This is a genomic window from Mucilaginibacter polytrichastri (assembly GCF_001911425.1).
GTDB classification, from domain to species: domain Bacteria; phylum Bacteroidota; class Bacteroidia; order Sphingobacteriales; family Sphingobacteriaceae; genus Mucilaginibacter; species Mucilaginibacter polytrichastri.
This window is the reverse complement of the sequence record NZ_MPPL01000001.1, coordinates 4,937,400-4,958,408: the sequence shown is the minus strand read 5'-3', so window position 1 is coordinate 4,958,408 and position 21,009 is coordinate 4,937,400. Positions and strand designations below refer to the sequence as shown.

Genomic DNA, 21,009 nt, shown 5'->3' with positions numbered 1-21,009 from the left:
ATTTTAATATGTTATTAGCCAGGTACCAGTACGATTTTTTGGAAGCAGGATGTGACGAAGCCGGCCGTGGTTGTTTGGCCGGGCCTGTATTTGCTGCTGCGGTAATATTGCCAAATGATTTTGAACACGATCTGCTCAATGATTCGAAGGTATTGAGCGAGGATGTGAGATACCAGCTGCGCATAGAAATTGAACAAAAGGCCATAGCGCATGCCGTTGCCTTTGTAGATAATAACGAGATTGACCAGATCAATATCCTTAATGCCTCATTTTTGGCCATGCATCGGGCTATAGAAAAACTGCACATGCCGCCGCAGTTTTTAATTATTGATGGCAACCGTTTTAATAAATTTGGTACCACGCCGCATCAATGCATTATCAAAGGCGATTCTTTATATTTCAGTATAGCCGCAGCCTCTATTCTGGCCAAAACTTACCGCGATGATTTTATGAAGCAGATAGCCGACGAGCACCCCGGGTACGATTGGCACAGCAATAAAGGTTACCCTACTATTAAACACCGTAACGCCGTGTTGGAGAAAGGTTTTACACCTTATCACCGCCGCACCTTCAGGGTTACAGACCCACAATTAACTATTTTTTAAAGATACTTTGATAAGGCGGGTTTGGATGCTATTTTTGTTGCAAACCAATAAAGCCCAGTGAAGGTACTTATTCTTACACACCGCATCCCGTTTCCGCAGAATGGTGGATACCCCATTGTGGTATGTAATACAATTAGGGGCCTGCTTGATCTGGGCCACGAGGTTGCGCTGTTTGCACTTAATGCCAAACAGCACGCCCACTACCCCGACGAAAGTGAGGAGTCGCAGGCCTTAATAGACCGCATCAAATACAAATTATACCCCATCAATATCCGCATATCTATGTATGAGGCCGCGCTTAATCTGTTTAAGAACCAGGCCCAATACGTTGATCGGTTTTATAACCACGGCTTTGATAAAATGCTTGCCGAAGAGTTAAAGGCACATCAATATGATATTGTACAGTTTGAAGGGCTGTTTGTAGCGCCCTACATTTCAACAGCATGTAAGTATAGCAAGGCCAAACTGGTTTACCGGTCGCATAATATTGAGCACCAGGTTTGGCAGCGGCTGGCGGTACAAAAAGGCGATCCTTTTAAAAAATGGTACCTGAAGCTTATGGCATCGCGCATCAAAAAATTCGAACTGCATCAGTTGAATCGTTTTCATGCCATTACCGTGTTTACGGTACAGGATCAAAACACCCTGCTGGAGCACGATATTAAGCCGCCGATAAATATTCTGCCGGTTGGTTTAGCTATGGACAAGTACAATCCGGATTATAGCAAAACCGAATTCCCGAGCTTGTTCTTTTTAGGCTCGCTGGATTGGATGCCTAACCGGGAAGGTATTCAATGGTTCCTGAATACCTTTTACCACGATTTTATGAATGGCGAATTAACCTCAAGATTTTACGTGGCCGGTAATGACATCCCAGAGCAATTTGATGATTATGAGGTGATGGGCAAAATTTATATTCAGGGTGAGGTTGATGACGCGCTGGAGTTTGTAAACAGCAAAGCCATTATGATTGTGCCGCTTTTATCGAGCGGTGGTATGCGGGTTAAAATTGTAGAGGGAATGGCCATGGAAAAATGTATCATCTCCACATCTTTAGGTGCCGAAGGCATTAACTATACCCACGGCGAAAATATTTTAATTGCCAATACCCGCGAAGAGTTTTATAACTGCATGGTTAAATGCATCAGAGACGAAGATTTTTGCCTGCAACTTGGCCGTAATGCACGCAAATTGGTAGAGCGCGTGCACGATGTTAAGGTTGTTACAGATCAGTTAGTGGCTTTTTATCAGCAGGTGTTAAAGGACTAACGTAATAATGTTACTTTTGCGTTTCATAAAATAACGCATGAAGAATACAGCTTTATCCCATATACATAGTAGTTTAGGCGCTAAAATGGTGCCATTTGCAGGTTATAACATGCCTGTGCAGTATAACGGTATTAACGCCGAGCACGATACCGTACGCAAGGCGGTTGGTGTGTTTGATGTAAGCCACATGGGCGAGTTTATTCTTAAGGGAGAAAATGCCCTGGATCTCATCCAGCGTGTTACCAGTAACGATGCCTCTAAACTGTATGATGGTAAAGTGCAATACTCTTGCCTGCCCAACGAAGATGGCGGTATTGTAGATGATCTGCTGGTTTACCGTATGGACGATAAAACCTACATGCTGGTTGTTAATGCATCCAACATCGAAAAAGACTGGAACTGGATCTCTAAGTTCAACACCAATGGTGTGGATATGAAAGATATCTCAGACCGTACTTCCCTGTTAGCTATACAAGGCCCCAAAGCTGCCGACGCGCTGCAGTCACTAACTGATATCGATTTAGGTTCGATGGAATATTACACTTTCAACAAAGGCAAATTTGCGGGCGTTGATAACGTGGTAGTATCTGCAACTGGTTATACCGGTGCCGGTGGTTTTGAAATCTATTGCGATAACGCACATGCCGAGCATATCTGGAATGCTGTATTTGAAGCCGGTGAACCTTTCGGTATTAAGCCAATTGGTTTAGGGGCCCGTGATACATTACGTTTAGAAATGGGTTTTTGCCTGTATGGTAATGATATAGATGATACTACTTCGCCTTTAGAAGCAGGTTTGGGCTGGGTAACCAAGTTCAATAAGGAGTTTACCAACTCTGCCGCATTACAAGCGCAAAAAACTGCAGGTGTAGCCAAAAAGCTGGTCGGCTTTAAAATGATAGAGCGTGGTATTCCTCGCCACGATTATGAGATTGTTGATGAAGAAGGCAACGTGATTGGCAAAGTAACTTCGGGTACACAATCGCCATCGTTACAAATTGCCATAGGCATGGGTTATGTTAACAATGCGTTCGCCAAAGAAGGTTCCGAGATCTATATCAAGATTCGCGATAACAAAGTGAAAGCTGAGGTTGTGAAACCACCTTTTAAATAAAGAATTAAGCGTCGAGAATCAGGAATCAATACTAAAATCTTAACCTTTACCGTCATTGCAAGGTACAAAGCAATCGCCGATATACAGAGCCGTTCTGTAAAGTTTGCGATTGCTTTGTACCTCGCAATCACGTGTTTATAGAAAATATACCAGCATTGGAAAATTCGAAATCACCATCCTTAGAAGTTTGCCTTACCCCGGCGTTACTATCCCTTTACAACGTCGAAAATTACATCGTAGTTATCATCGATATTTTTCGTGCCACATCATCAATTTGCTATGGTATAGAAAATGGCGCCGAGGCGATAATCCCGGTTGCTCAGGTTGAAGAATGTGTGGCTTACCGCGAAAAAGGAACCGGCTATTTACTGGCTGCCGAACGCGATGGAAGCGTGGTGGATGGGTTCGATTTTGGTAATTCGCCATTTTCTTATACCGCCGAAAAGGTGTCGGGGAAAACAGTAGTATTAACTACCACAAACGGCACACAGGCCTTGCATTTATCACGAAAAGCGAAAAAAGTAGTGATTGGATCGTTTTTAAATCTTACTGCTTTAAGTAACTGGCTGAAGGTTCAGAATGAGAATATCCTGCTGGTTTGTGCCGGCTGGAAGAACAATTTTAACCTGGAAGATACTGCTTTTGCGGGTGCGGTAATAGACCAGCTCAAGGCATCTGGTCAATACACACTAGATGACCCTGCCATTGCAGCTTATGACCTGTACCAGTTAGCCAAGGGCGATATCCCAGCCTACCTCAGCAAAACTTCGCACGGCGAGCGGATGCGTAAACTGGGCATCGAAAAAGATATTGCCTTTTGCCTGAATGTGGATATAACCACAGCTATCCCAATTTTGGATGGCGAGAAGCTGGTGAAGTTGGTTTAAACCAAACAATATTAAAATTGTCATACTAATAATGCGGCCTTACAGCGTTTAACAAGTGGTTGTTCGGTCGTTTATATTTTATTATGTTTGGTACGATCTTGAGCTAATTTTATGAAAGGAAGAATAGTTTTTATATTGTTTTTGCTAACGTTAACCGGTTTTGTTAAAGCCGAAAGTTTGTGGCAAAAGTTTGAGAAATCTGCATTTTACCAGGTAATGGCTTCGGGCAAACTGGATGATGTGAATGATGAATTAAATGCCATAGCCGGTGCCCCTGCCGGAGATCGCGATGCTTATGAGGGTGTTTTGCTGATGCGCAAAGCAGGCCTGGTAAGCAAGCCAAAAGATAAGCTACAATATTTTAAAAGCGGGCGCATTAAGTTTCAAACTGCTTTTATGGCCGATAGCAGTAATGCAGAATTTAGATTTCTGCGCCTCGGTATACAAGAGCATGCCCCTAAAATTGTAAAGTACCGCAGCGATATTAATGCCGATAAGGCATACATTAAAGAACACTTTAAAAGCCTGCCGCCGGTTGTACAGCATGCCATAAGGGAGTATAGCAAAACCTCAAAAGTTTTGCACCCCGAAGATTTTTAATTTTGTGCTGTAATGAGTAAAAAGATTTTAGCAATATACTATACCCAATCGGGGCAAATGGCCGGGATCATCGACTCATTTACAGAACCTATGGCGACATCTGGCGCGTCGGTAGAAAAAGTGCAGATTCATCCGGAAACTAATTATGATTTCCCCTGGACAGGCAGCCGATTTTTTAGCGTAATGCCTGATTGTGTATTAGGTAACCCAAGGCCATTGCAGCCCTACACTTTAAAAGAAGAAAAGTACGACCTTGTAGTGTTGGCCTATCAGCCCTGGTTTTTATCGCCCAGCATCCCATCAAGCACTTTATTGCAGGACCCGAAGTTTAAAGCCATAATTAAAGATACTCCGGTGGTAACCATTAGCGCAGGCCGCAATATGTGGCTCAATGCGTTTGATAAAATAAAGAAACTATTAGCGGATGCCGGTGCAAACCATGTAGGCAATGTGGCGTTAGTAGATAGGCACGCGAACCCCATTAGCTTTGTAACCATATTTTACTGGATGCTAAGCGGCAAAAAAGAGCGTTATTTAAATGTATTTCCAAAGCCGGGTGTAAGCGATGATGATATTGAACGCACTAAGGTTTATGGAGCAACAGTTACACAGCATCTGGATAGTGGCAACTGGCAAGGCATGCAGCAAAAAATGGTTGACGATGGTGCTGTGATGATTAAATATCCGCTAATGGTGATAGAAGGTAAGGCCAGGATCATTTTTGCTGTTTGGGCTAAGATCATTATCAAGCGTAAAAATCAACTACCGTGGACAACCGCCTTTAAATATTACCTGTTTATCGCCCTGTTTTTGGGCGCTCCGGTATTGCTCATATTAGATAATATTTTACTAAGACCATTTACGGGTAAACGAATACGAATCAAGAAACAACACTACTTACTACTAAATTAAAGCCGATGTCTAATCAGGTGTATATTAATTCTACTGCTGCGTTTTTTCCGAACGAGCCTGTCGCTAATGACGATATGGAGGCTTATTTGGGTTATATAGATAATAAACCATCCAAATCAAAAAAAATAGTACTGCGTAATAACGGCATTGTTAATCGTTACTATGCGCTGGCAAAGGGGGGCAAATCAACCCATACTAATGCGCAAATGACGGCCCTTGCTGTTAAAGAATTATTTAAGAAAGATCCCGAAAAATTAAAGGAAATAGAATTGCTGGCCTGCGGAACTTCATCGCCCGACCAAATGATGCCTAGCCACGGTGTAATGACGCATGGCTGGTTGCCGGAAATTGGCCCGATAGAGGTGGTATCGCCATCTGGCGTTTGCTGCGCGGGGATGCATGCTTTAAAATACGCTTACCTGGCTATTAAGGCAGGCGAGGTAAAAAATGCCATAGCTACAGGGTCCGAGCGTTTTTCTGGCCTGCTGGTTTCTGACGTGTTTGAAGAAGAGGTGCAAAAGATAAAAGAACTGAATGAGAACCCGTATATCGCTTTCCAGAAGGACTTTTTACGCTGGATGCTATCAGATGGAGCTTCTGCGTTTTTAATGAGCGATACGCCCAATGCAGAAGGCCTGAGTATGCGTGTGGACTGGATAGAGGGGGTATCATACGCCAACGAAATGGAAACCTGTATGTACATGGGCGCCGAAAAGGAAACCGATGGCACATTGAAAGGGTTCATGGATTTTACGCCCGAAGAGGTGATGAATAAATCGATCTTCAGCGTAAAACAAGATATTGGTTTACTGAGCGATAATATTGTACCGCTTGGCGGGCAAAAAATAAAAGAGATTTTTGAAAAGCGCGGTTTAACGGTTGATGATATCGATCACTTTTTGCCGCACATTTCGAGCGACTTTTTTAAGAGTAAAATTTACGACCTCATCCAGATTTACGGTGGGGGTATCCCTTACGAAAAATGGTTTATTAACCTGTACACCGTAGGCAACGTGGGCGCAGCATCGGTTTACCTCATGATTAATGAAATGTTTAACACCGGCAAGCTGAAAAAAGGCGAAAAGCTTTTATTGCTGGTTCCGGAAAGCTCGCGCTTTTCGTATATGTATGCGATGCTTACCGTGGTGTAAGCAAGATTGAAAGGGGTTGTTGCATGAAAAAGGAAGATGTTCCGCAGGATTTGGGTTCGCTGGGTAAAATTACCCGCGAGGTTTGCTATGCCACCGATAGTGACGGCAAATACACCACCCAACTAAGTAGCGGCTGGGAGGTAAAAGCTCAGGCCCTCGATTTAGCCTGGCAGGATATTGACCAGCGCGTAGCCACAGCCAAACAAAAAGTGTTAAATAAAGAAGCAAGCCCTCTCTTGTTTTTTATGGAGTACCGCTTAATGGATGCCTCCATACTGGCAGATTATACAGGCTTTTGGCAATGGCAAATTAAACGTCATTTAAAGCCGGAAGTGTTCGATAGTTTATCTGACAAAAAATTACAAAAATACGCAGAGGCGTTTAATATTAAGGTTGCTGACCTTAAAAGCATGAATGTGCATGAGAGTTGATTTTGTACACCGCCAGTCTGCACATTGCGAATCAGGTGTTACTTCGAGTTTACTACAAAATATTGGTGCTGCAAAAATAACCGAGCCACTAGCCTTTGGCATGGGCGCGGGTTTGTTTTTTGCCTATATACCATTAATAAAAGTTAACAATGGCCCGGCAATTGCGTTCCGCACGTTTCCGGGGTTGATATTTAAGCGTACTTGTAAGGCGCTGGGGATTCCCATCGTTCGCAAAAAATTCAGCTCGAAAGCCGAAGCTGAGAAATATTTACAGGATGCTTTAGCTGCCGGTAGCCCGGTAGGTTGCCAGGTTGGTGTTTACTACCTGTCGTATTTCCCGCGCGAGTACCGGTTTCACTTTAATGCTCATAACTTAATTGTTTTTGGTAAAGAAGATGATAACTACCTCATTAGCGACCCCATCATGGAATTACCGACCACGCTTACCACCTACGAGTTGGAGCGGGTACGTTTTGCCAAGGGAGCACTAGCTCCTAAAGGGCAGATCTATTACCCGGCCAGTGGTGTTGAGGTTACGGATGATACTATCCGCAAGGCAATAAAAAACGGCATCAAACTAAACGTAAGCAATATGCTGAATATCCCCGGCTGGTTTGCTGGTGTAAATGGCATTAAGTTTACAGGAGGCCGCATTAAAAACTGGCGCGACAGTTTAGGTCTGGAAAAATCAGGCTTGTATTTAGCTCAGCTGGTGCGGATGCAAGAGGAAATCGGCACTGGTGGTGGCGGTTTCCGTTACATGTATGGAGCCTTTTTGCAGGAAGCACATGGGTTTTTGCCGAATGAAGATCTGCTGGCCGGTTCAGAAAAATTTACCGAGGCAGGCGACCTTTGGCGTACGGCAGCCGTATTAGCTGCAGGGATATATAAAGGACGGCTTGGTTCGCAGGCCGATTTTAACCAGATGGGCGATTACTTGATAGAGATTGCCGAAATTGAACGTAAGGCCTTTACGGGCCTCAAAAATATAAAATGGTAGCAATGGCAAATTTAGCGGTAGAGATAAATAACCTGGCTTTTAGTTATACTGAAAACACCGGGGTGCATTTTGCCGGGCTGAATTTGCAGGTCCCGAAAGGAGAACGCTTCGGCTTATTTGGCCCCAATGGTGCTGGTAAAACCACGCTGATGAGTTTGATGACCGGCTTGATCTCGGCACAAAGCGGCAGTATTAAGTTACTTGGACAGCCTATTGGGATTAAAAAAGATAAAGAAGTTAATAAGCTGTTCGGCTTTGTGCCGCAGGATTTTTCTTTTTACCAGGAACTGAGCCCGGCAGAGAACCTCGAATTTTTTGGCGCATGGGCAGGGCTCAGCAAAAAGCAAACCAACCAACGCACTACCGAATTACTGGAAGTTTTGGGTTTGCAGGATGTGCGTAACCAACCCGTAGAGAAATTTTCGGGCGGGATGAAACGTCGCGTAAACCTGGCAATAGGGGTGATCCATAACCCGGCTATTTTGATTTTGGATGAACCGACAGTAGGGGTGGACGTGCAAACCCGACATGCTATTATAGATTATTTACGAAAGATAAACAATGCTGGTACCACACTGGTTTATACCTCGCACCAGTTAGGCGAAGCGGAAGATTTATGTAATGAAGTGGCCCTGATAGACGACGGCCAAATTATTGCCCAGGGCCAACTGGAGAGCCTGATGGAAAAATACGGGCAGCCTACATTAGAAGGCTTGTTTTTAAATTTAACCGGCAAACAATACCGCGACTGATGTATAAATTAAAAGCAACCATTATTAAAGACATCAGGATCTTGCTTCGCGATAAGGTAGGGATTGCGCTGATGTTTGTGATGCCAATTATATTGGTAGTCATTGTTACGAGTATCCAGAACAGTACCTTCCAACTGGTAAACAAAAACCGCATTGCAATGATGGTGTGCAACCGCGATACCGGCAAGCTAAGCACGCAGCTGATCGAATCCATAGATAAGATCGGGATGTTTAAAATTGCCAACATTCCTAAAAGCGAAACTGAAGAAGCTATTAAACAACGCATGCGCGGAAAAGACGCTTTGCTGGCTATTGTAATTCCTGCCGACTATACACAGAAAATCACTGCTAAAGCTAAAAATGTATCGGGAAAAGCACTCAATAGTTTCGGCTTAAATGGTGATACTGTAAATAAAAAAATCTCGGTAAATCCGCTGACGATGTATTTCCAGCCGGTACTACAGCAATCGTATCGCTTCTCTATCAACGGCGCTTTACGCAGCGCGCTGCAAATTGTAGAAAGCCGCGAAACCTTGCGTCAACTCTACTTCGCTATTAACGAAAAGCCCTTACCAGAAGCTTTGGAGAAAGATTTGCTGAATAATCAGACTACAATTAACGAGGTACCGGTATCTATCAGCGGCGGTACTATTATGCCTAATGCCTCGCAACACAATGTGCCTGCGTGGACCATATTTGCCATGTTCTTTATCATCATCTCGCTTGGCGGTAGTGTAGTGAGAGAAAAACTGAGCGGCAGTTTTATCCGACTTAAAACCCTGCCTACCGATTTTATGGTGGCGCTAATCTCTAAACAAATTACATACCTCGGCGTTACTTTGCTGCAGGCCGCAGTTATATTTTCAATGGGGATCTGGCTGTTTCCATTAATAGGATTACCTGCCTTAAATTTGCCGAGTGACTATCTGGCTTTGCTTGTAGTAACTTTAATTTGCGGTTGGTGTGCGGTTAGCTATGCCATTTGTATGGGTGTTTACGCGCACACGCAAGAGCAGGCTAACGGTTTCGGCGCGGTATCTATTGTGATACTGGCAGCTATAGGCGGGCTATTGGTACCTAGCTTTGCCATGCCGGATGGTTTTAAAACGGCGGCTGTAATTTCGCCGTTGCACTGGAGCATAGAGGCTTATTACCGCTTGTTTTTAGACGGCGGAAAACTGAAAGATGTAATCCCAAATCTGCTACCTTTGCTGGGCATTACCATGCTGATACAGTTGGTGGCATACATTGGATTAAAAAAGAAGAACCTGGTTTAGGAGAATAATAATAATGGAAAAAGAAGCGCTGAAAGAACAGCTAAAAAGTCAGATCATTAAGTTTTTAAATTTAACAGAACTTACCCCCGCAGATATTAAAGATGATGAGCCCCTTTTCGGTGATGGTTTAGGCCTTGATTCTATCGATTCACTGGAATTGATCGTACTGCTGAAAAAAGAATACGGCATCACCATTAAAGATCCCAAAGATGGCCGTAAAGTGTTGGTGGATGTAAATTCTATGGCAGATTATATTTTAGAGCATTCAACGAAATAAGTTTAGCCCAAGTCGCTCATAAACCACGTCATTGCGAGGAACGAAGCAACCTCAGACCTATTAGCACTGACTTAAATTACGCAGAAACTATTATGAATGTGTTGTGCAATGATTTACGTCAGTCTGCTCATTGCCGCAGGGCTACCTACTTTTGGCTTGATCCAAAAGTAGGCAAAAGATCAAGACGCAAAAAAGCTCCGCCTCACATGGCTACCACACGGCCTCGCTTTTGCGTCCGGGCCACCACTCGTAAGGTCCAGAATTTTCATCGAGCCGACCCCAGCTACTACCTTAACATAGCCTCTCCTAATGCAACAGGCCCGGCTGCGACTTTTTCTTTGGTTCGTTACTTTTTGAGAGAAAAAAAAATGAACATCCACAGGCTTTACAAAAATCACTTTCTATCCTAATGAAAAACGGATTCTACTTGATAATGCTACATTCTTCTAAAACTCCCCTGAAACTTAAAGCAAACTGTTTGCTCAAAATGCAATGACGTATTAACTTTCAACTGCTGATCAACCTCCTCATAAGACAATTTAAATTCCAACTCTGGCATCAAAGCCGGATCAATCATAGCCAGGAATTTCAAACTATTGGCTTTAATCAGCATCGCGTCTACTGTGATAGCCAAGCACAAGATTTCTTTAACCATCTGCAAAATACATGCTCCCGGCAGTACCGGTTGTGCGGGGTAATGCCCATCAAATATGGAGTGATTAGGATTCAAAACTAGGGTAGCATTTACGCCCCCACCGCTGTGCGCAAAATCCTTTAAAGTATATAAATCACCCTTTAGCATGCCGAAACTAACATTAACGACCAATATTTATTCTGATAATGGGTGCAGATCAATACCTTTTTAACCGGGGCATTATCGTTAATAAAGCTGCCGTTCTTCACAACATTTGTAGCCATCCACAAAGCGAAAGATGATGCCGTTGGGTATTCGCCACATAAATGTTTATAATGGGTAATCCGGTTGTTTTTAAATAACCCATTTTCTAATTGATCGAGTGGCTTGTCTGTTTCTGCATCACCATTCTTGCCGGAAATAATGAGGTCGATAGCGGAGAGCTGCACAGATTGCGCAGTTAGAAAGTCGACTATAGCTTGCTGTATATCTATGGGCTTGTAAAACGTTTGGAATGCATCGAGGCCGGCTATGTTTTTTGCCGACGGCTCGTTTGTTAATACAAAAAATGCAGCACCCTCTCCAGCAATGGTACCCGGTGTATTGCTTTGGTACAGATCGGTACTGGTAAATGCCCCTTTTTTATAGGTGTCGAAGCGATTAAAAATAGTATAGTTGGCATCGGTTATTTCATCTATGCCACCCACTAATATGGTAGAGGCTTCTTGCTCTGTAAATAGCATTGCTGCATCCATTAAAGCACTCTCAAAAGAGAAAGTTTTATGTACGAAGGTATTGTTATAGGCATGGCATTGCAGCATTAAGGCAATCTGCGCAGCCACGGTGTTATGGGTAGATTGTATAAAAGCCGTAGGTGGCAGCATTTCCTCTTCCTGCTCAATAATGCGGGTCAGGAAAACGTTGGTATCTTCCACGCAGCCGTAGGCGGTACCTGTAATAATAGCGTCGGGCAGCACAAGTCCGGCCTGTTGCAGGCAGTCTCTGGCTGCTGCCACCCCCATTTTAATTACCCGGCTCATGCGGCGGCTTAATTTGGGGTCGAGGAAAGGCCTATAGTCCGGCTCAATGGCGGCCAAACGCGGCATATCGTAAACAATGGTTTCTGCCAGTAATGGCACATCACCAAAAGTATGCTGGGGGGAAATGGCCGAGGCCGATTGGATATATAGCTTCATCATCAGACTTTAGAAAATATTAATGATGAACAATTACCGCCAAATCCAAAAGAGTTCGACAATACATGATTGATAGGCTGATCGGTTAGTAATTCAGTTTGAGGTACAAAGGGCAACTCTTTCATTTGGGTTTCGAAACGCAGGTTAGGGAATACCAGTCCGTGCTTCAGCGCCAGTAAAGAGAATACCGCCTCAATACCACCACTAGCCCCCAATGTATGCCCGGTAAAGGATTTGGTTGAGCTCATCGGCGGATAATTACCATCGAATAAACGCATTACTGCGGTACCCTCACTTTGGTCGTTATTAGGTGTGCCTGTGCCGTGCAGGTTAATGTAGCTGATGTCTGATGGTTGCAAGCCTGCTCTTTTTAAAGCGCCCTGCATTGCCATGTATGGGCCGTCGCCTTCGGGCGATGTTGCCGTTTGGTGGTAAGCATCGTTGCTGTTATCGTAGCCGCTTAATTTGCCGTACAATTCTTTATCGAGTTGTTGTGCAACCTTGTCTGATACCAGTACCAGGTAGCCTGCGCCCTCGCCCAGATTGAGCCCCTTGCGGTCCTCATCAAATGGTTTGCAGAACTCACGATCAAGAATCATGAGGGTATTGAACCCATTTAGGGTAAATCTGGTAAATGCATCGCTTCCCCCGGCCACTACGGCATCCAGTATCCCGGCACGGATTAACCTCGCCCCAAAAAATATGGCATTGGCCGATGATGAACAGGCTGTGCTGATGGTAGTAACATAGCTGTTAATCCCAAGTTGATCGGCCACCAGTTCGGTGATGTTACCGCAGCCGTGGTTTAATACGTCAAGCAGGTCGCCGGTTTGGTCGTCCTTTAAAAAGTCTTCATAAAAATGTTCGCTTTTATCCATGCCGCCAACGGTATTGGCCGAGATAAAACCGATGCGCAGACCGTCGATTTTTTTAACGCCCGAATCATCAAGTGCTTCTTTCGCTGCAATACTGCTTAGTAAAGCCGTACGACTGATATGCGTGGCAAACCCCGTTTTTTCTGCCAGTTCCTCATTGCTGAATTTAACTTCGGCAGCGGGGATCTCGTGCTCGTACTTGGTTTTAAGGTAGGTAATTTCGGCCATGCCGGCCTTGCCGTTTTTTAGCGCGGCCAGGTTCTCTGCCACATTGTTTCCAATGGCAGATATAACGCCTAAGCCTGCAACGTAAACCGGTGAACTCATTGTGTATATATTCTTTATTGTTTAGGACACACCCCTAATTAATGTTAGTGCAATTAGCAATGTCCTGCAATTTCCCGCTCGAGAGGGGACGCACAGACTCTGCACTTTGCAAATGTGGTCATTAGGGTGTGTTCTTTATGTTATATTAAATATCCTGTTCAATTCCTCAATCTCAAACTCAATCCCATCTTCATCTTCTTCTACCAAAAATAAAGCCGCTTTATAATCCCCTCCAATCATATCAACCCAGCCGCAAATGCAAGCATTTAAAATATCGTTATCCAGTAAATAGTTCACTTGCTGCTGTAAAAATACGGCATCAAATTGCGGAGTGATATAAAGTGCGTCTTCACCCTTAAAGCCGTTACGAATGCAAATTTCGCCAATTACTATATTAGGCAAGGTATACACAAATAACGATGGACTGGCCATATCATGTACAGAATCCCAATATTTCAGATCGGCATCCAGGCTCGAGTTGGCGTTGGTTAACACCAGCCCAATTGCCTCGTGCTCATACTTGTTTTTGTCGAAGCAATCTTTTAACAATACCTCCGAAGCCAGCCAGCCCAGCTTACTCAGGCTATCCATTTTGTAAAATTTAGGATAATTAAGTTCGAAGTGCTGATAAACAGCAAGCAGGAAATCGCCGGGATTAGTACCTGGTTGCCCAAATACCTGCACCTCATTTTTGTAAACGGTATTACCGCTTATGATACAGCTGCTTGTGATATGGTATTTACCTGCCGACAATTTTCTTACTGCTAATTTATTTACTTAAAACCAAAGCGCCGTTACAGCCGCCAAAACCCGACGCTGTTTTTACACAATGTTTAATTGCTGCATTACTTACAGCATTGATGATATTTAGTGGCGCTGTGCCAGTTTCTTGAAAGCCCAAAGTAGGCAAAAGCGTGTTCTGCTCCATACTCTGTTTAGCCAATATGGTTTCAATTAGCCCGGCTGCACCTAGCGTATGGCCATAGAAGCCCTTTAAGCCGCTTACCGGTGCCTTTTGCAACCCCGCAAGCATTATCGCTTTGGCTTCCATTTCGTCGTTATAGGGTGTTGCTGTGCCGTGTGCGGAGATGAGGCCGATGTCTTCTGCCTTAACCCCTGCATTGTTCATCGCTTTAATAATGGCATCGCCCAACTCCTGCCCGGTGCGTGACGGGCCGGAGATATGGTTAGCGTCATTAGTAATGCCGCCTCCGGTTACCCGGATGTTTCCTTGGTATTTTTCATCGCCCGATAAAATTACCGTGGCGGCACCTTCGCCCAGGTTTAAGCCTTTGCGGTTTTTGTCAAAGGGTTTACAACGTTCGGTACTTAAAGCCTGGAAGGATTGAAAACCCGATAATACAAATTTAGAAATTACATCAGCGCCGGTAATCACTATCTGATCGTACTGCCCGGACTGGATCAATCTCATCCCTGTTACAATAGCCATCACACCCGAAATACAGGCATTAGAAATAATAATAGGCTGATTGATAAACCCAAAGTGCCCGGCAATTAATTGTGCTGAAGTATTTAAGCCGATGCGTTTTTGCAACGCAGAGTTATTTTCTTCAGTTTCTAATAAACTAATGTTGCCTTTGGTTGATGATATGATTAAGCCCGTTTTTGGGTCATCTGCTTTAATATCGGTATGGCTTAATGCATTGGTAATAGAGGCAATAAGCAATTGTTCAAATTTGGTATAGGAGTGCGTTCCGGGTACAAAAAATTCGTTGTTTTTGAAAAGCGAAGCAGCTATAGGCACATCAGATAAATCTGGTCTATCATGTTTTTGAACACCGGAAATGCCGTTTTTTATCTGCTCAAAATTTTGCTGCGTAGTGCGGCCCAGGGGCGAGCAGATATTATCTGCTATAATAAATACATCTGTTTTATTAGTTCCCATTTCGCGGCTCACCCTTTATCGTGCTGTACAAATATCTTCATTTCGCAACTGGCCAACATTTGATCATTACACCAAACTTTGCCACTAATTACGGTTACTTCAAAAACTTGGTCTTCGACAGTAATTTCAGTCAGCAATTCATCGCCTGTTTTTGGCAGGGCGAAAACTTCCAAGTCTTTTACTGCACCGATAAACCCTGCAGCAACAGGTTTGTTTTCGGCAATAGCCCTGTAGCCGGCATGGGCTGCGGCTGTTTGGGCAATGTTTTCCAGTAAGCCACTTTCCTGAAACAGGCCATCGCTTATCAAAGGATTATCTGCCTTGATGATAAAGCTGCACCGCGCCGTAGTTTCATCGGCAAACAACAACTGGTCTACCATTACAAATGGCGCCTTTTGCGGGATGAGTGGTATGGCAGACTGCGGCAGCATAATTATTAAGAATATAAACCACCATTAATAGATAAAACCTGGCCGGTGATGTAACCCGATTCTGCCGAAGCCAGAAAGGCAGCTGCATGGGCTACTTCTTCGGGCAAGCCGAAACGCCTTACCGGGATCTGGTTCCGGAGTTCTTTTTCGTCCAGCCCTTCGGTCATATCGGTTTTAATAAAACCGGGTGCCAATGCATTTACAGTAATACCCTGCCGGCCAACTTCCTGCGCCAAGGCTTTGGTTGCGCCAATTACCCCGGCTTTGGCAGCCGAATAATTGGTTTGCCCCGGCAGGCCTTTTATGCCTGATAGCGATACCACATTTATGATGCGTCCAAAACGGTTCATCATCATGCTGTTGAGTACCAAACGGGTGGTGTAAAAAAAGCTGTCGAGGTTGGTGCTCATTACACCGTCCCACTGTTCGTCTGTCATCCAGGCCAGCAGGCTGTCATCGCGTATGCCGGCATTGTTTACCAGTACTTCAATGGGTTTGTCTTCGTTGGCTTCTATCCATCCGCTTAAAACCTGTTGCACCTGCTCTTTGGCACTTACATCAAAGGGTAACAGCATGCCATCGCCTCCTGCCGCTTTAATAAGTTGCAGTGTATTTGCCGCTTCTGCAGCGTTGCTTTTATAGTTAATGAGCACGTAGTAACCCAGCGCGGCCATCTTAATGCAAATTGCCCTTCCTATACCTCTTGATCCACCGGTAATTAATGCGCACTTCATGTTCTAGCTGGCCTGTGCAGGGGTAAATGATCCTGCGGTTTCTAAAAAGTCTTTAATTTTTTTCTGAGTTTTATATTGCGGTACATCGGCTATAAATGCCGGGAAGATTTCCCGCACCTGGTTATAAACCGATGCCGATGCCGATGATAATTTATCCTGGCAACCCATGTATTCTATGGCCTGAACAATGGTCATCAGTTGGATGGTTAACACCTCAAACGAGTTATCGATCACCTTTTTAGTCATCAATGCCGCGTTGCAGCCCATGCTTACCATATCCTGGTTGTCGTTGTTGTTCGGGATGCTGTGTACATACATCGGGAACGATAGGGTTTGATTCTCGGCCACGGTTGATACCGCAGTAAACTGCACACCCTGCATGCCAAAGTTTAAGCCCAGCACACCGAGGTTAACAAACGGCGGGAATTTCTGGTTCAGTTTTTGGTTCAGCAGGTAGTTTAATTGTCTTTCTGACAGCATGGAAAGTTTGGTGATCGCAATTTTCAACTTGTCCATTTCCAGCGATACATAATCGCCGTGGAAATTACCGCCGTGGAAAACATTATTGTTCTCGTGGTCAATAACCGGGTTATCATTTACCGAATTCAGCTCGTTTTCCAGCACTTCACCTGCTTGCTGAATGGTATCATAAATCGGCCCTAAGATTTGTGTAACGCAGCGCAGTGAATAATACTCCTGCACTTTATCTTCAAATACTTCCTGATCCAGGTTGTCCGGGTTATATAAATGCTCAGAACGGTCGCGGATCAGCTTACTGTCTTTCAGGATCTCGCGCATTTGTGCGCCGATCTCGTTCTGGCCACGGTGGCGTTTTACAATGTTTAGTTCGTAGCTGAAATGATCGTCATAGGCTTCCACAATTTCGTTCACCATGGATGATAGCATCACCGACCAATCCAGCAGTTTTTGCGCCCGGATCACGTTGGTCATGCCAATGCCCGTCATGGCAGAAGTGCCGTTAATTATCGCCAATCCTTCGCGACCATGGATGGTTAATGCCTTAACGTTTTGCTCGGCAAAAACTTCAGCCGTAGGCCTAACTACACCTCCAAAAATTACTTCCCCTTCGCCAATTAATACCAGGCCTAAATGGGCCAGCTGTACCAGGTCGCCGCTTGCACCCACGCCGCCATGCTCAAATATGCATGGCGCAATGTTTTTATTGATGAGATCAACCAGTAAATGAACCAGATCGGGATGTATGCCAGACCGTGCCTGCATAAAGCTGTTCAGCCGGGCCACCATTAGGGCTTTAACCAGGTGTGCGGGCAGTAAATTACCGCTACCCGATGAGTGGCTGCGGATTAAGTTATATTGAAGCTGTAATAGGCTATCGTCGCTAATTTTGTACTGGGCCATGGGGCCAAAACCGGTATTAATACCGTAGATTAACTTGTTTGACGAAAATTTCTGAAGGAAATTATAGTTGACTTGAACTTTATCTAAAGCCGTTGGGTCTAACGTAATTTGCTGGTGATTAAAGATAACCTCTGCAAAATCATGTATAGGCAACGTGCTTTGTCCAACAATTATCATGGGCAAAATTTTTGTAATATAATGGATATTTAAACGGGTAAATTTAGGAAAATATATGGTAGCAACGGGGGTGATTTAGAATGTTTGATTTTGGATTATTTCCCCTTGTGATTCCGAACCCAGGGTAGGCATCAGCATCAATACCTAACGAAAATATTGCAACGCACTAGTTTCTATTATTATGCTGCAAATAATGCGAAAAACTCTCGTAACCAATACAGATTAAATAAGCATTGGTTACGAGAGCTTTTCGCATTGGCAAATGGTGTATCTATGCACCTCCGGGACTATAAAATTCTAGATCCCGTGGTATCTTTCCTTTTCCTGGAAATTCTGCACCAGTTCTACCGCGTTATCAACAGCGTCACTTAATGTGGTAATAAATGTACCGGGCTGGGCCAGGCTAATGGCATAGGCAATTGGGTCCTGGTCGGCAGTTAGTAGTTCGAAGTTCATATCCGGATTTACAGATTTTATGCCTTCTACCATTAAACCCAGCAGGTTTTCGCGGGTACGGCCGCGGGTATGGTTTTCCTGGCGTAATAATATCCTGTCGAACATGGTGGCTGCAATAGCCCCCAGCTCGCGGATATCCTCGTCGCGGCGGTCGCCCGTGCCCGAGATCAGGCCGATCTTCATTGGCGAATCTATACTCTTTAAAAACTCCTTCACGCCCAGGTAGCCATCCGGGTTGTGGGCAAAATCAACCATAAAGCGGAAATCTTTAAAGTTAAAAATGTTCATCCGCCCAGGTGTTTGTGCTACTGATGGTATAAAGGTGGTTAACGAGGTTTTAATTTCTTCTGTTTTAATACCCCATACGTAAGCTGCCAGGGTAGCTGCCATAACGTTTTCGATCATAAAAGATACCGTACCGCCAAACGTAAGCGGTACCAATGCCGTACGCTGTACCCTTATTTTCCAGTCGCCTTTTTTAATGGTGATGTAACCGTTTTCGGCAATACAGGCAATGCCGCCTTTGGCACAATGTGCTTTAATAACCGGGTTCTCTTCGTCGCGGCTAAAGTAGGCTATCTTGCAATCAGCCTTGCGGCCAATCTTTACGCAATATTCGTTATCGGCATTGAGAATACCCCAGCCATCTTTTTTAACAGAATTAATCACTACCGATTTTACACGGGCCAGGTCTTCCAGTGTATTAATATCAGCTATACCCAGGTGATCGGGCTGTATATTGGTAATTACACCGATATCGCACTTGCTGAACCCTAAGCCGCTGCGCAGGATGCCGCCACGGGCTGTTTCCAGCACGGCAAAATCAACCGATGGGTCTTTTAATATAAACTCTGTACTTACCGGGCCGGTGGTATCGCCTTTCAGCATCATGGTGTTTTGCACGTAAATACCGTCTGACGTGGTATAGCCTACCCTGTAGCCGCTGCTTTTAATCAGGTGGGCTATTAAACGGGTGGTGGTAGTTTTACCATTGGTGCCGGTTGTGGCAATAATAGGTATTCGTGCAGATTTACCCGGAGGGTACAACATATCTATTACATGCCCTGCCACGTTACGCGGTAAGCCTTCGCTTGGCGCAATGTGCATTCTGAAGCCCGGTGCAGCATTCACTTCTAATATAACACCGCCGTTTTCTGTTAAGGGCTCGGTCAGATTGTCGGCCATGATATCAATACCGCAAATATCGAGGCCGATAACTCTCGAAATCCGCTCACAGATAAACACATTTTGCGGGTGTACATGGTCTGTTACATCAACAGATGTACCACCCGTGCTTAGGTTGGCAGTCGATTTCAGGTATACGATCTCACCGTCAGTTGGTACGGTTTCCAGCGTATAACCTTTCTTTTCCAGCAGGTCCATGGTGTCACGGTCTACCGAAATTTCGGTTAGCACATTTTCATGGCCGTAGCCACGGCGCGGGTCGCTGTTTTCTTTATCAATCAGTTGCTGAATATTGAGCTCGCCGTTGCCTTTTACGTGTGCGGGTATGCGTAATGCAGCGGCAACCATTTGGTTATCGATCACCAGCACACGGAAATCGTACCCGGTTATAAATTTCTCTACAATTACTTTACGTGATATTTTGGCGGCATGCTCAAAAGCAGCAATTGCATCGTCTTCTGTTTTTACATTAATGGTTGCACCGCGGCCATGGTTGCCATCCAGCGGTTTAAACACCAGCGGGAAGCCTACCTTACGGATAGCCTCTGCTACTTCGGCAACAGAGGTTATGGTGATGCCCTTGGCAACAGGGATGGCATGCTCCTGCAGTATGCGTTTGGTTTCGTCCTTATTACCGGCCAAATCAACTGCTATGCTGCTGGTTTTCTCGGTCATGGTGGCACGGATACGTACCTGGTTTTTACCGTAACCCAATTGTACGAGCGATTGATTATTTAACCTGATCCAGGGGATATCCCGGGCAATGGCTTCTTCCACAATAGACCCTGTGCTTGGGCCCAGGCGGGTATTTTCCCTAATTTCCTTCATGGTTTGGATGTCAGCCTCCAGGTTATAATCATCACCCTTAATTAAGGCTTCGGCAATCCGCACGGCAGCTTCGGCAGCAAAAATCCCTACCTTTTCTTCCAGGTAATTAAAAACCACATTATATACACCAGGGGTATGTGTTTCGCGGGTACGGCCATAGCCGGTATCCATACCTGCAAGTGTTTGGATCTCTAAAGCAATATGCTCAATTACGTGCCCCATCCAGGTGCCGGCAATTACGCGCTGAAAAAAACCACCGGGTATACCCGGCGAGCAGCGATGCTCATACAGGCTTGGTATCAGTGTTTTCAGGCGTTCGTAAAAACCATCTATTTTGTTGGTTGGCTGGTGCTCTAATTCTTCCAGGTTGAGCCGCATCTGGATCAACTTTTTGCGGTTCGAGCTCCAGATATTTGGTCCGCGGAGTACTTGTATATTTTCAATTTTCATAAAATGCTATGGGGATATTTTTTGCTTTGCGTATTTGTTATAAATCTAATGATTGTAACAATCAGATGAAACTTTAATCTGCAAAAGCAATATTTGTTTGATTGTTAGCCGTTTTAACGCGATTTTATGTTAATTTGTAGCTTACTATCATACTA

The 21,009-nt window shown here is 44.5% G+C and carries 21 protein-coding genes; 12 read left to right on the top strand and 9 right to left on the bottom strand.

Translation table 11 applies throughout. The features are described 5' to 3' along the window. Window positions 1-8: 8 nt before the first annotated feature. The 12 genes from rnhB (at window position 9) to RG47T_RS21280 (ending at window position 10,275) form a co-directional block, all read left to right on the top strand. On the top strand, window positions 9-605 hold the full coding sequence (rnhB, locus tag RG47T_RS21335) for a ribonuclease HII (RefSeq protein ID WP_074491534.1): 597 nt from the start codon (window positions 9-11) through the stop codon (window positions 603-605). A 57-nt stretch (window positions 606-662) separates the two neighbouring features. Further along, window positions 663-1,874, top strand: coding sequence for a glycosyltransferase family 4 protein (locus RG47T_RS21330; protein WP_074491532.1), 1,212 nt, complete (start codon window positions 663-665; stop codon window positions 1,872-1,874). 37 nt (window positions 1,875-1,911) lie between these two features. After that, window positions 1,912-2,988 carry a glycine cleavage system aminomethyltransferase GcvT gene (gene gcvT, locus RG47T_RS21325; RefSeq protein ID WP_074491530.1) on the top strand — a complete coding sequence of 359 codons (1,077 nt, stop codon included), beginning with the start codon at window positions 1,912-1,914 and terminating at the stop codon, window positions 2,986-2,988. 155 nt (window positions 2,989-3,143) lie between these two features. Then, window positions 3,144-3,875, top strand: a complete 732-nt coding sequence (locus tag RG47T_RS21320; RefSeq protein WP_074493642.1) for a 2-phosphosulfolactate phosphatase — start codon at window positions 3,144-3,146, stop codon at window positions 3,873-3,875. A 111-nt stretch (window positions 3,876-3,986) separates the two neighbouring features. Beyond that, window positions 3,987-4,475 (top strand): hypothetical protein, encoded by a 489-nt coding sequence (locus RG47T_RS21315; protein ID WP_074491528.1) that lies wholly within the window; start codon window positions 3,987-3,989, stop codon window positions 4,473-4,475. 12 nt (window positions 4,476-4,487) lie between these two features. Further along, complete coding sequence (locus tag RG47T_RS21310) at window positions 4,488-5,387, top strand: hypothetical protein (protein WP_074491527.1); 900 nt, start codon at window positions 4,488-4,490, stop codon at window positions 5,385-5,387. Between the two features lie 5 nt (window positions 5,388-5,392). Next, window positions 5,393-6,538, top strand: a complete 1,146-nt coding sequence (gene darB / locus RG47T_RS21305) for a dialkylresorcinol biosynthesis protein DarB (protein WP_074491525.1) — start codon at window positions 5,393-5,395, stop codon at window positions 6,536-6,538. A gap of 23 nt (window positions 6,539-6,561) precedes the next feature. Beyond that, a complete protein-coding gene (gene DarG / locus RG47T_RS21300; protein ID WP_074491523.1) occupies window positions 6,562-6,969 on the top strand; it encodes a flexirubin biosynthesis protein DarG in 408 nt (135 codons plus the stop codon). After that, entirely contained in the window at window positions 6,959-7,969 is a 1,011-nt protein-coding gene (darH, locus tag RG47T_RS21295; RefSeq protein ID WP_074491521.1) for a BtrH-related acyltransferase DarH, read from the top strand. The genes DarG and darH overlap by 11 nt, the downstream gene beginning before the upstream one ends. A gap of 2 nt (window positions 7,970-7,971) precedes the next feature. Beyond that, window positions 7,972-8,721 (top strand): ABC transporter ATP-binding protein, encoded by a 750-nt coding sequence (locus RG47T_RS21290; RefSeq protein ID WP_074493640.1) that lies wholly within the window; start codon window positions 7,972-7,974, stop codon window positions 8,719-8,721. After that, window positions 8,721-9,998, top strand: coding sequence for an ABC transporter permease (locus RG47T_RS21285; protein ID WP_074491519.1), 1,278 nt, complete (start codon window positions 8,721-8,723; stop codon window positions 9,996-9,998). Before RG47T_RS21290 ends, RG47T_RS21285 begins: the two co-directional genes overlap by 1 nt. A 13-nt stretch (window positions 9,999-10,011) precedes the next feature. Then, entirely contained in the window at window positions 10,012-10,275 is a 264-nt protein-coding gene (locus tag RG47T_RS21280) for a phosphopantetheine-binding protein (RefSeq protein WP_074491517.1), read from the top strand. A 436-nt stretch (window positions 10,276-10,711) separates the two neighbouring features. On the opposite strand, the gene RG47T_RS21275 is transcribed toward RG47T_RS21280, so the two are convergent. From RG47T_RS21275 to cphA, 9 genes are all read right to left on the bottom strand, one after another. Further along, window positions 10,712-11,077 carry an ApeI family dehydratase gene (locus RG47T_RS21275; protein ID WP_074491515.1) on the bottom strand — a complete coding sequence of 122 codons (366 nt, stop codon included), beginning with the start codon at window positions 11,075-11,077 and terminating at the stop codon, window positions 10,712-10,714. Beyond that, a complete protein-coding gene (locus RG47T_RS21270) occupies window positions 11,071-12,108 on the bottom strand; it encodes a beta-ketoacyl synthase chain length factor (protein WP_074491514.1) in 1,038 nt (345 codons plus the stop codon). Before RG47T_RS21270 ends, RG47T_RS21275 begins: the two co-directional genes overlap by 7 nt. Continuing rightward, window positions 12,108-13,307, bottom strand: coding sequence for a beta-ketoacyl-[acyl-carrier-protein] synthase family protein (locus RG47T_RS21265; RefSeq protein ID WP_074491512.1), 1,200 nt, complete (start codon window positions 13,305-13,307; stop codon window positions 12,108-12,110). Before RG47T_RS21265 ends, RG47T_RS21270 begins: the two co-directional genes overlap by 1 nt. 135 nt (window positions 13,308-13,442) lie before the next feature. Then, window positions 13,443-14,060: a hypothetical protein gene (locus RG47T_RS21260; protein WP_074491511.1), complete on the bottom strand. Its 618-nt coding sequence runs from the start codon at window positions 14,058-14,060 to the stop codon at window positions 13,443-13,445. Between the two features lie 16 nt (window positions 14,061-14,076). Then, window positions 14,077-15,213 (bottom strand): beta-ketoacyl-[acyl-carrier-protein] synthase family protein, encoded by a 1,137-nt coding sequence (locus RG47T_RS21255; RefSeq protein ID WP_074493638.1) that lies wholly within the window; start codon window positions 15,211-15,213, stop codon window positions 14,077-14,079. Between the two features lie 8 nt (window positions 15,214-15,221). Next, window positions 15,222-15,644: a hotdog family protein gene (locus tag RG47T_RS21250; RefSeq protein ID WP_074491509.1), complete on the bottom strand. Its 423-nt coding sequence runs from the start codon at window positions 15,642-15,644 to the stop codon at window positions 15,222-15,224. A gap of 5 nt (window positions 15,645-15,649) precedes the next feature. Then, entirely contained in the window at window positions 15,650-16,378 is a 729-nt protein-coding gene (gene flxB / locus RG47T_RS21245) for a flexirubin biosynthesis SDR family reductase FlxB (protein WP_074491507.1), read from the bottom strand. A gap of 3 nt (window positions 16,379-16,381) precedes the next feature. Beyond that, window positions 16,382-17,935 carry a flexirubin biosynthesis tyrosine ammonia-lyase FlxA gene (gene flxA / locus RG47T_RS21240; RefSeq protein ID WP_074491505.1) on the bottom strand — a complete coding sequence of 518 codons (1,554 nt, stop codon included), beginning with the start codon at window positions 17,933-17,935 and terminating at the stop codon, window positions 16,382-16,384. Window positions 17,936-18,232: 297 nt separating this feature from the next. Continuing rightward, window positions 18,233-20,854: a cyanophycin synthetase gene (gene cphA, locus RG47T_RS21235; protein ID WP_074491504.1), complete on the bottom strand. Its 2,622-nt coding sequence runs from the start codon at window positions 20,852-20,854 to the stop codon at window positions 18,233-18,235. Between the last annotated feature and the right edge of the window lie 155 nt (window positions 20,855-21,009).

Excerpts from the sequence above, each read along its gene's own strand:
- rnhB (WP_074491534.1), top strand. The coding sequence starts at position 9 with ATGTTATTAGCCAGGTACCAGTACGATTTTTTGGAAGCAGGATGTGAC.
- gcvT (WP_074491530.1), top strand. The coding sequence starts at position 1,912 with ATGAAGAATACAGCTTTATCCCATATACATAGTAGTTTAGGCGCTAAA.
- RG47T_RS21315 (WP_074491528.1), top strand. The coding sequence starts at position 3,987 with ATGAAAGGAAGAATAGTTTTTATATTGTTTTTGCTAACGTTAACCGGT.
- RG47T_RS21310 (WP_074491527.1), top strand. The coding sequence starts at position 4,488 with ATGAGTAAAAAGATTTTAGCAATATACTATACCCAATCGGGGCAAATG.
- darB (WP_074491525.1), top strand. The coding sequence starts at position 5,393 with ATGTCTAATCAGGTGTATATTAATTCTACTGCTGCGTTTTTTCCGAAC.
- DarG (WP_074491523.1), top strand. The coding sequence starts at position 6,562 with ATGAAAAAGGAAGATGTTCCGCAGGATTTGGGTTCGCTGGGTAAAATT.
- darH (WP_074491521.1), top strand. The coding sequence starts at position 6,959 with ATGAGAGTTGATTTTGTACACCGCCAGTCTGCACATTGCGAATCAGGT.
- RG47T_RS21290 (WP_074493640.1), top strand. The coding sequence starts at position 7,972 with ATGGCAAATTTAGCGGTAGAGATAAATAACCTGGCTTTTAGTTATACT.
- RG47T_RS21285 (WP_074491519.1), top strand. The coding sequence starts at position 8,721 with ATGTATAAATTAAAAGCAACCATTATTAAAGACATCAGGATCTTGCTT.
- RG47T_RS21280 (WP_074491517.1), top strand. The coding sequence starts at position 10,012 with ATGGAAAAAGAAGCGCTGAAAGAACAGCTAAAAAGTCAGATCATTAAG.
- RG47T_RS21275 (WP_074491515.1), bottom strand. The coding sequence starts at position 11,077 with ATGCTAAAGGGTGATTTATATACTTTAAAGGATTTTGCGCACAGCGGT.
- RG47T_RS21270 (WP_074491514.1), bottom strand. The coding sequence starts at position 12,108 with ATGATGAAGCTATATATCCAATCGGCCTCGGCCATTTCCCCCCAGCAT.
- RG47T_RS21265 (WP_074491512.1), bottom strand. The coding sequence starts at position 13,307 with ATGAGTTCACCGGTTTACGTTGCAGGCTTAGGCGTTATATCTGCCATT.
- RG47T_RS21255 (WP_074493638.1), bottom strand. The coding sequence starts at position 15,213 with ATGGGAACTAATAAAACAGATGTATTTATTATAGCAGATAATATCTGC.
- RG47T_RS21250 (WP_074491509.1), bottom strand. The coding sequence starts at position 15,644 with ATGCTGCCGCAGTCTGCCATACCACTCATCCCGCAAAAGGCGCCATTT.
- flxB (WP_074491507.1), bottom strand. The coding sequence starts at position 16,378 with ATGAAGTGCGCATTAATTACCGGTGGATCAAGAGGTATAGGAAGGGCA.
- flxA (WP_074491505.1), bottom strand. The coding sequence starts at position 17,935 with ATGATAATTGTTGGACAAAGCACGTTGCCTATACATGATTTTGCAGAG.
- cphA (WP_074491504.1), bottom strand. The coding sequence starts at position 20,854 with ATGAAAATTGAAAATATACAAGTACTCCGCGGACCAAATATCTGGAGC.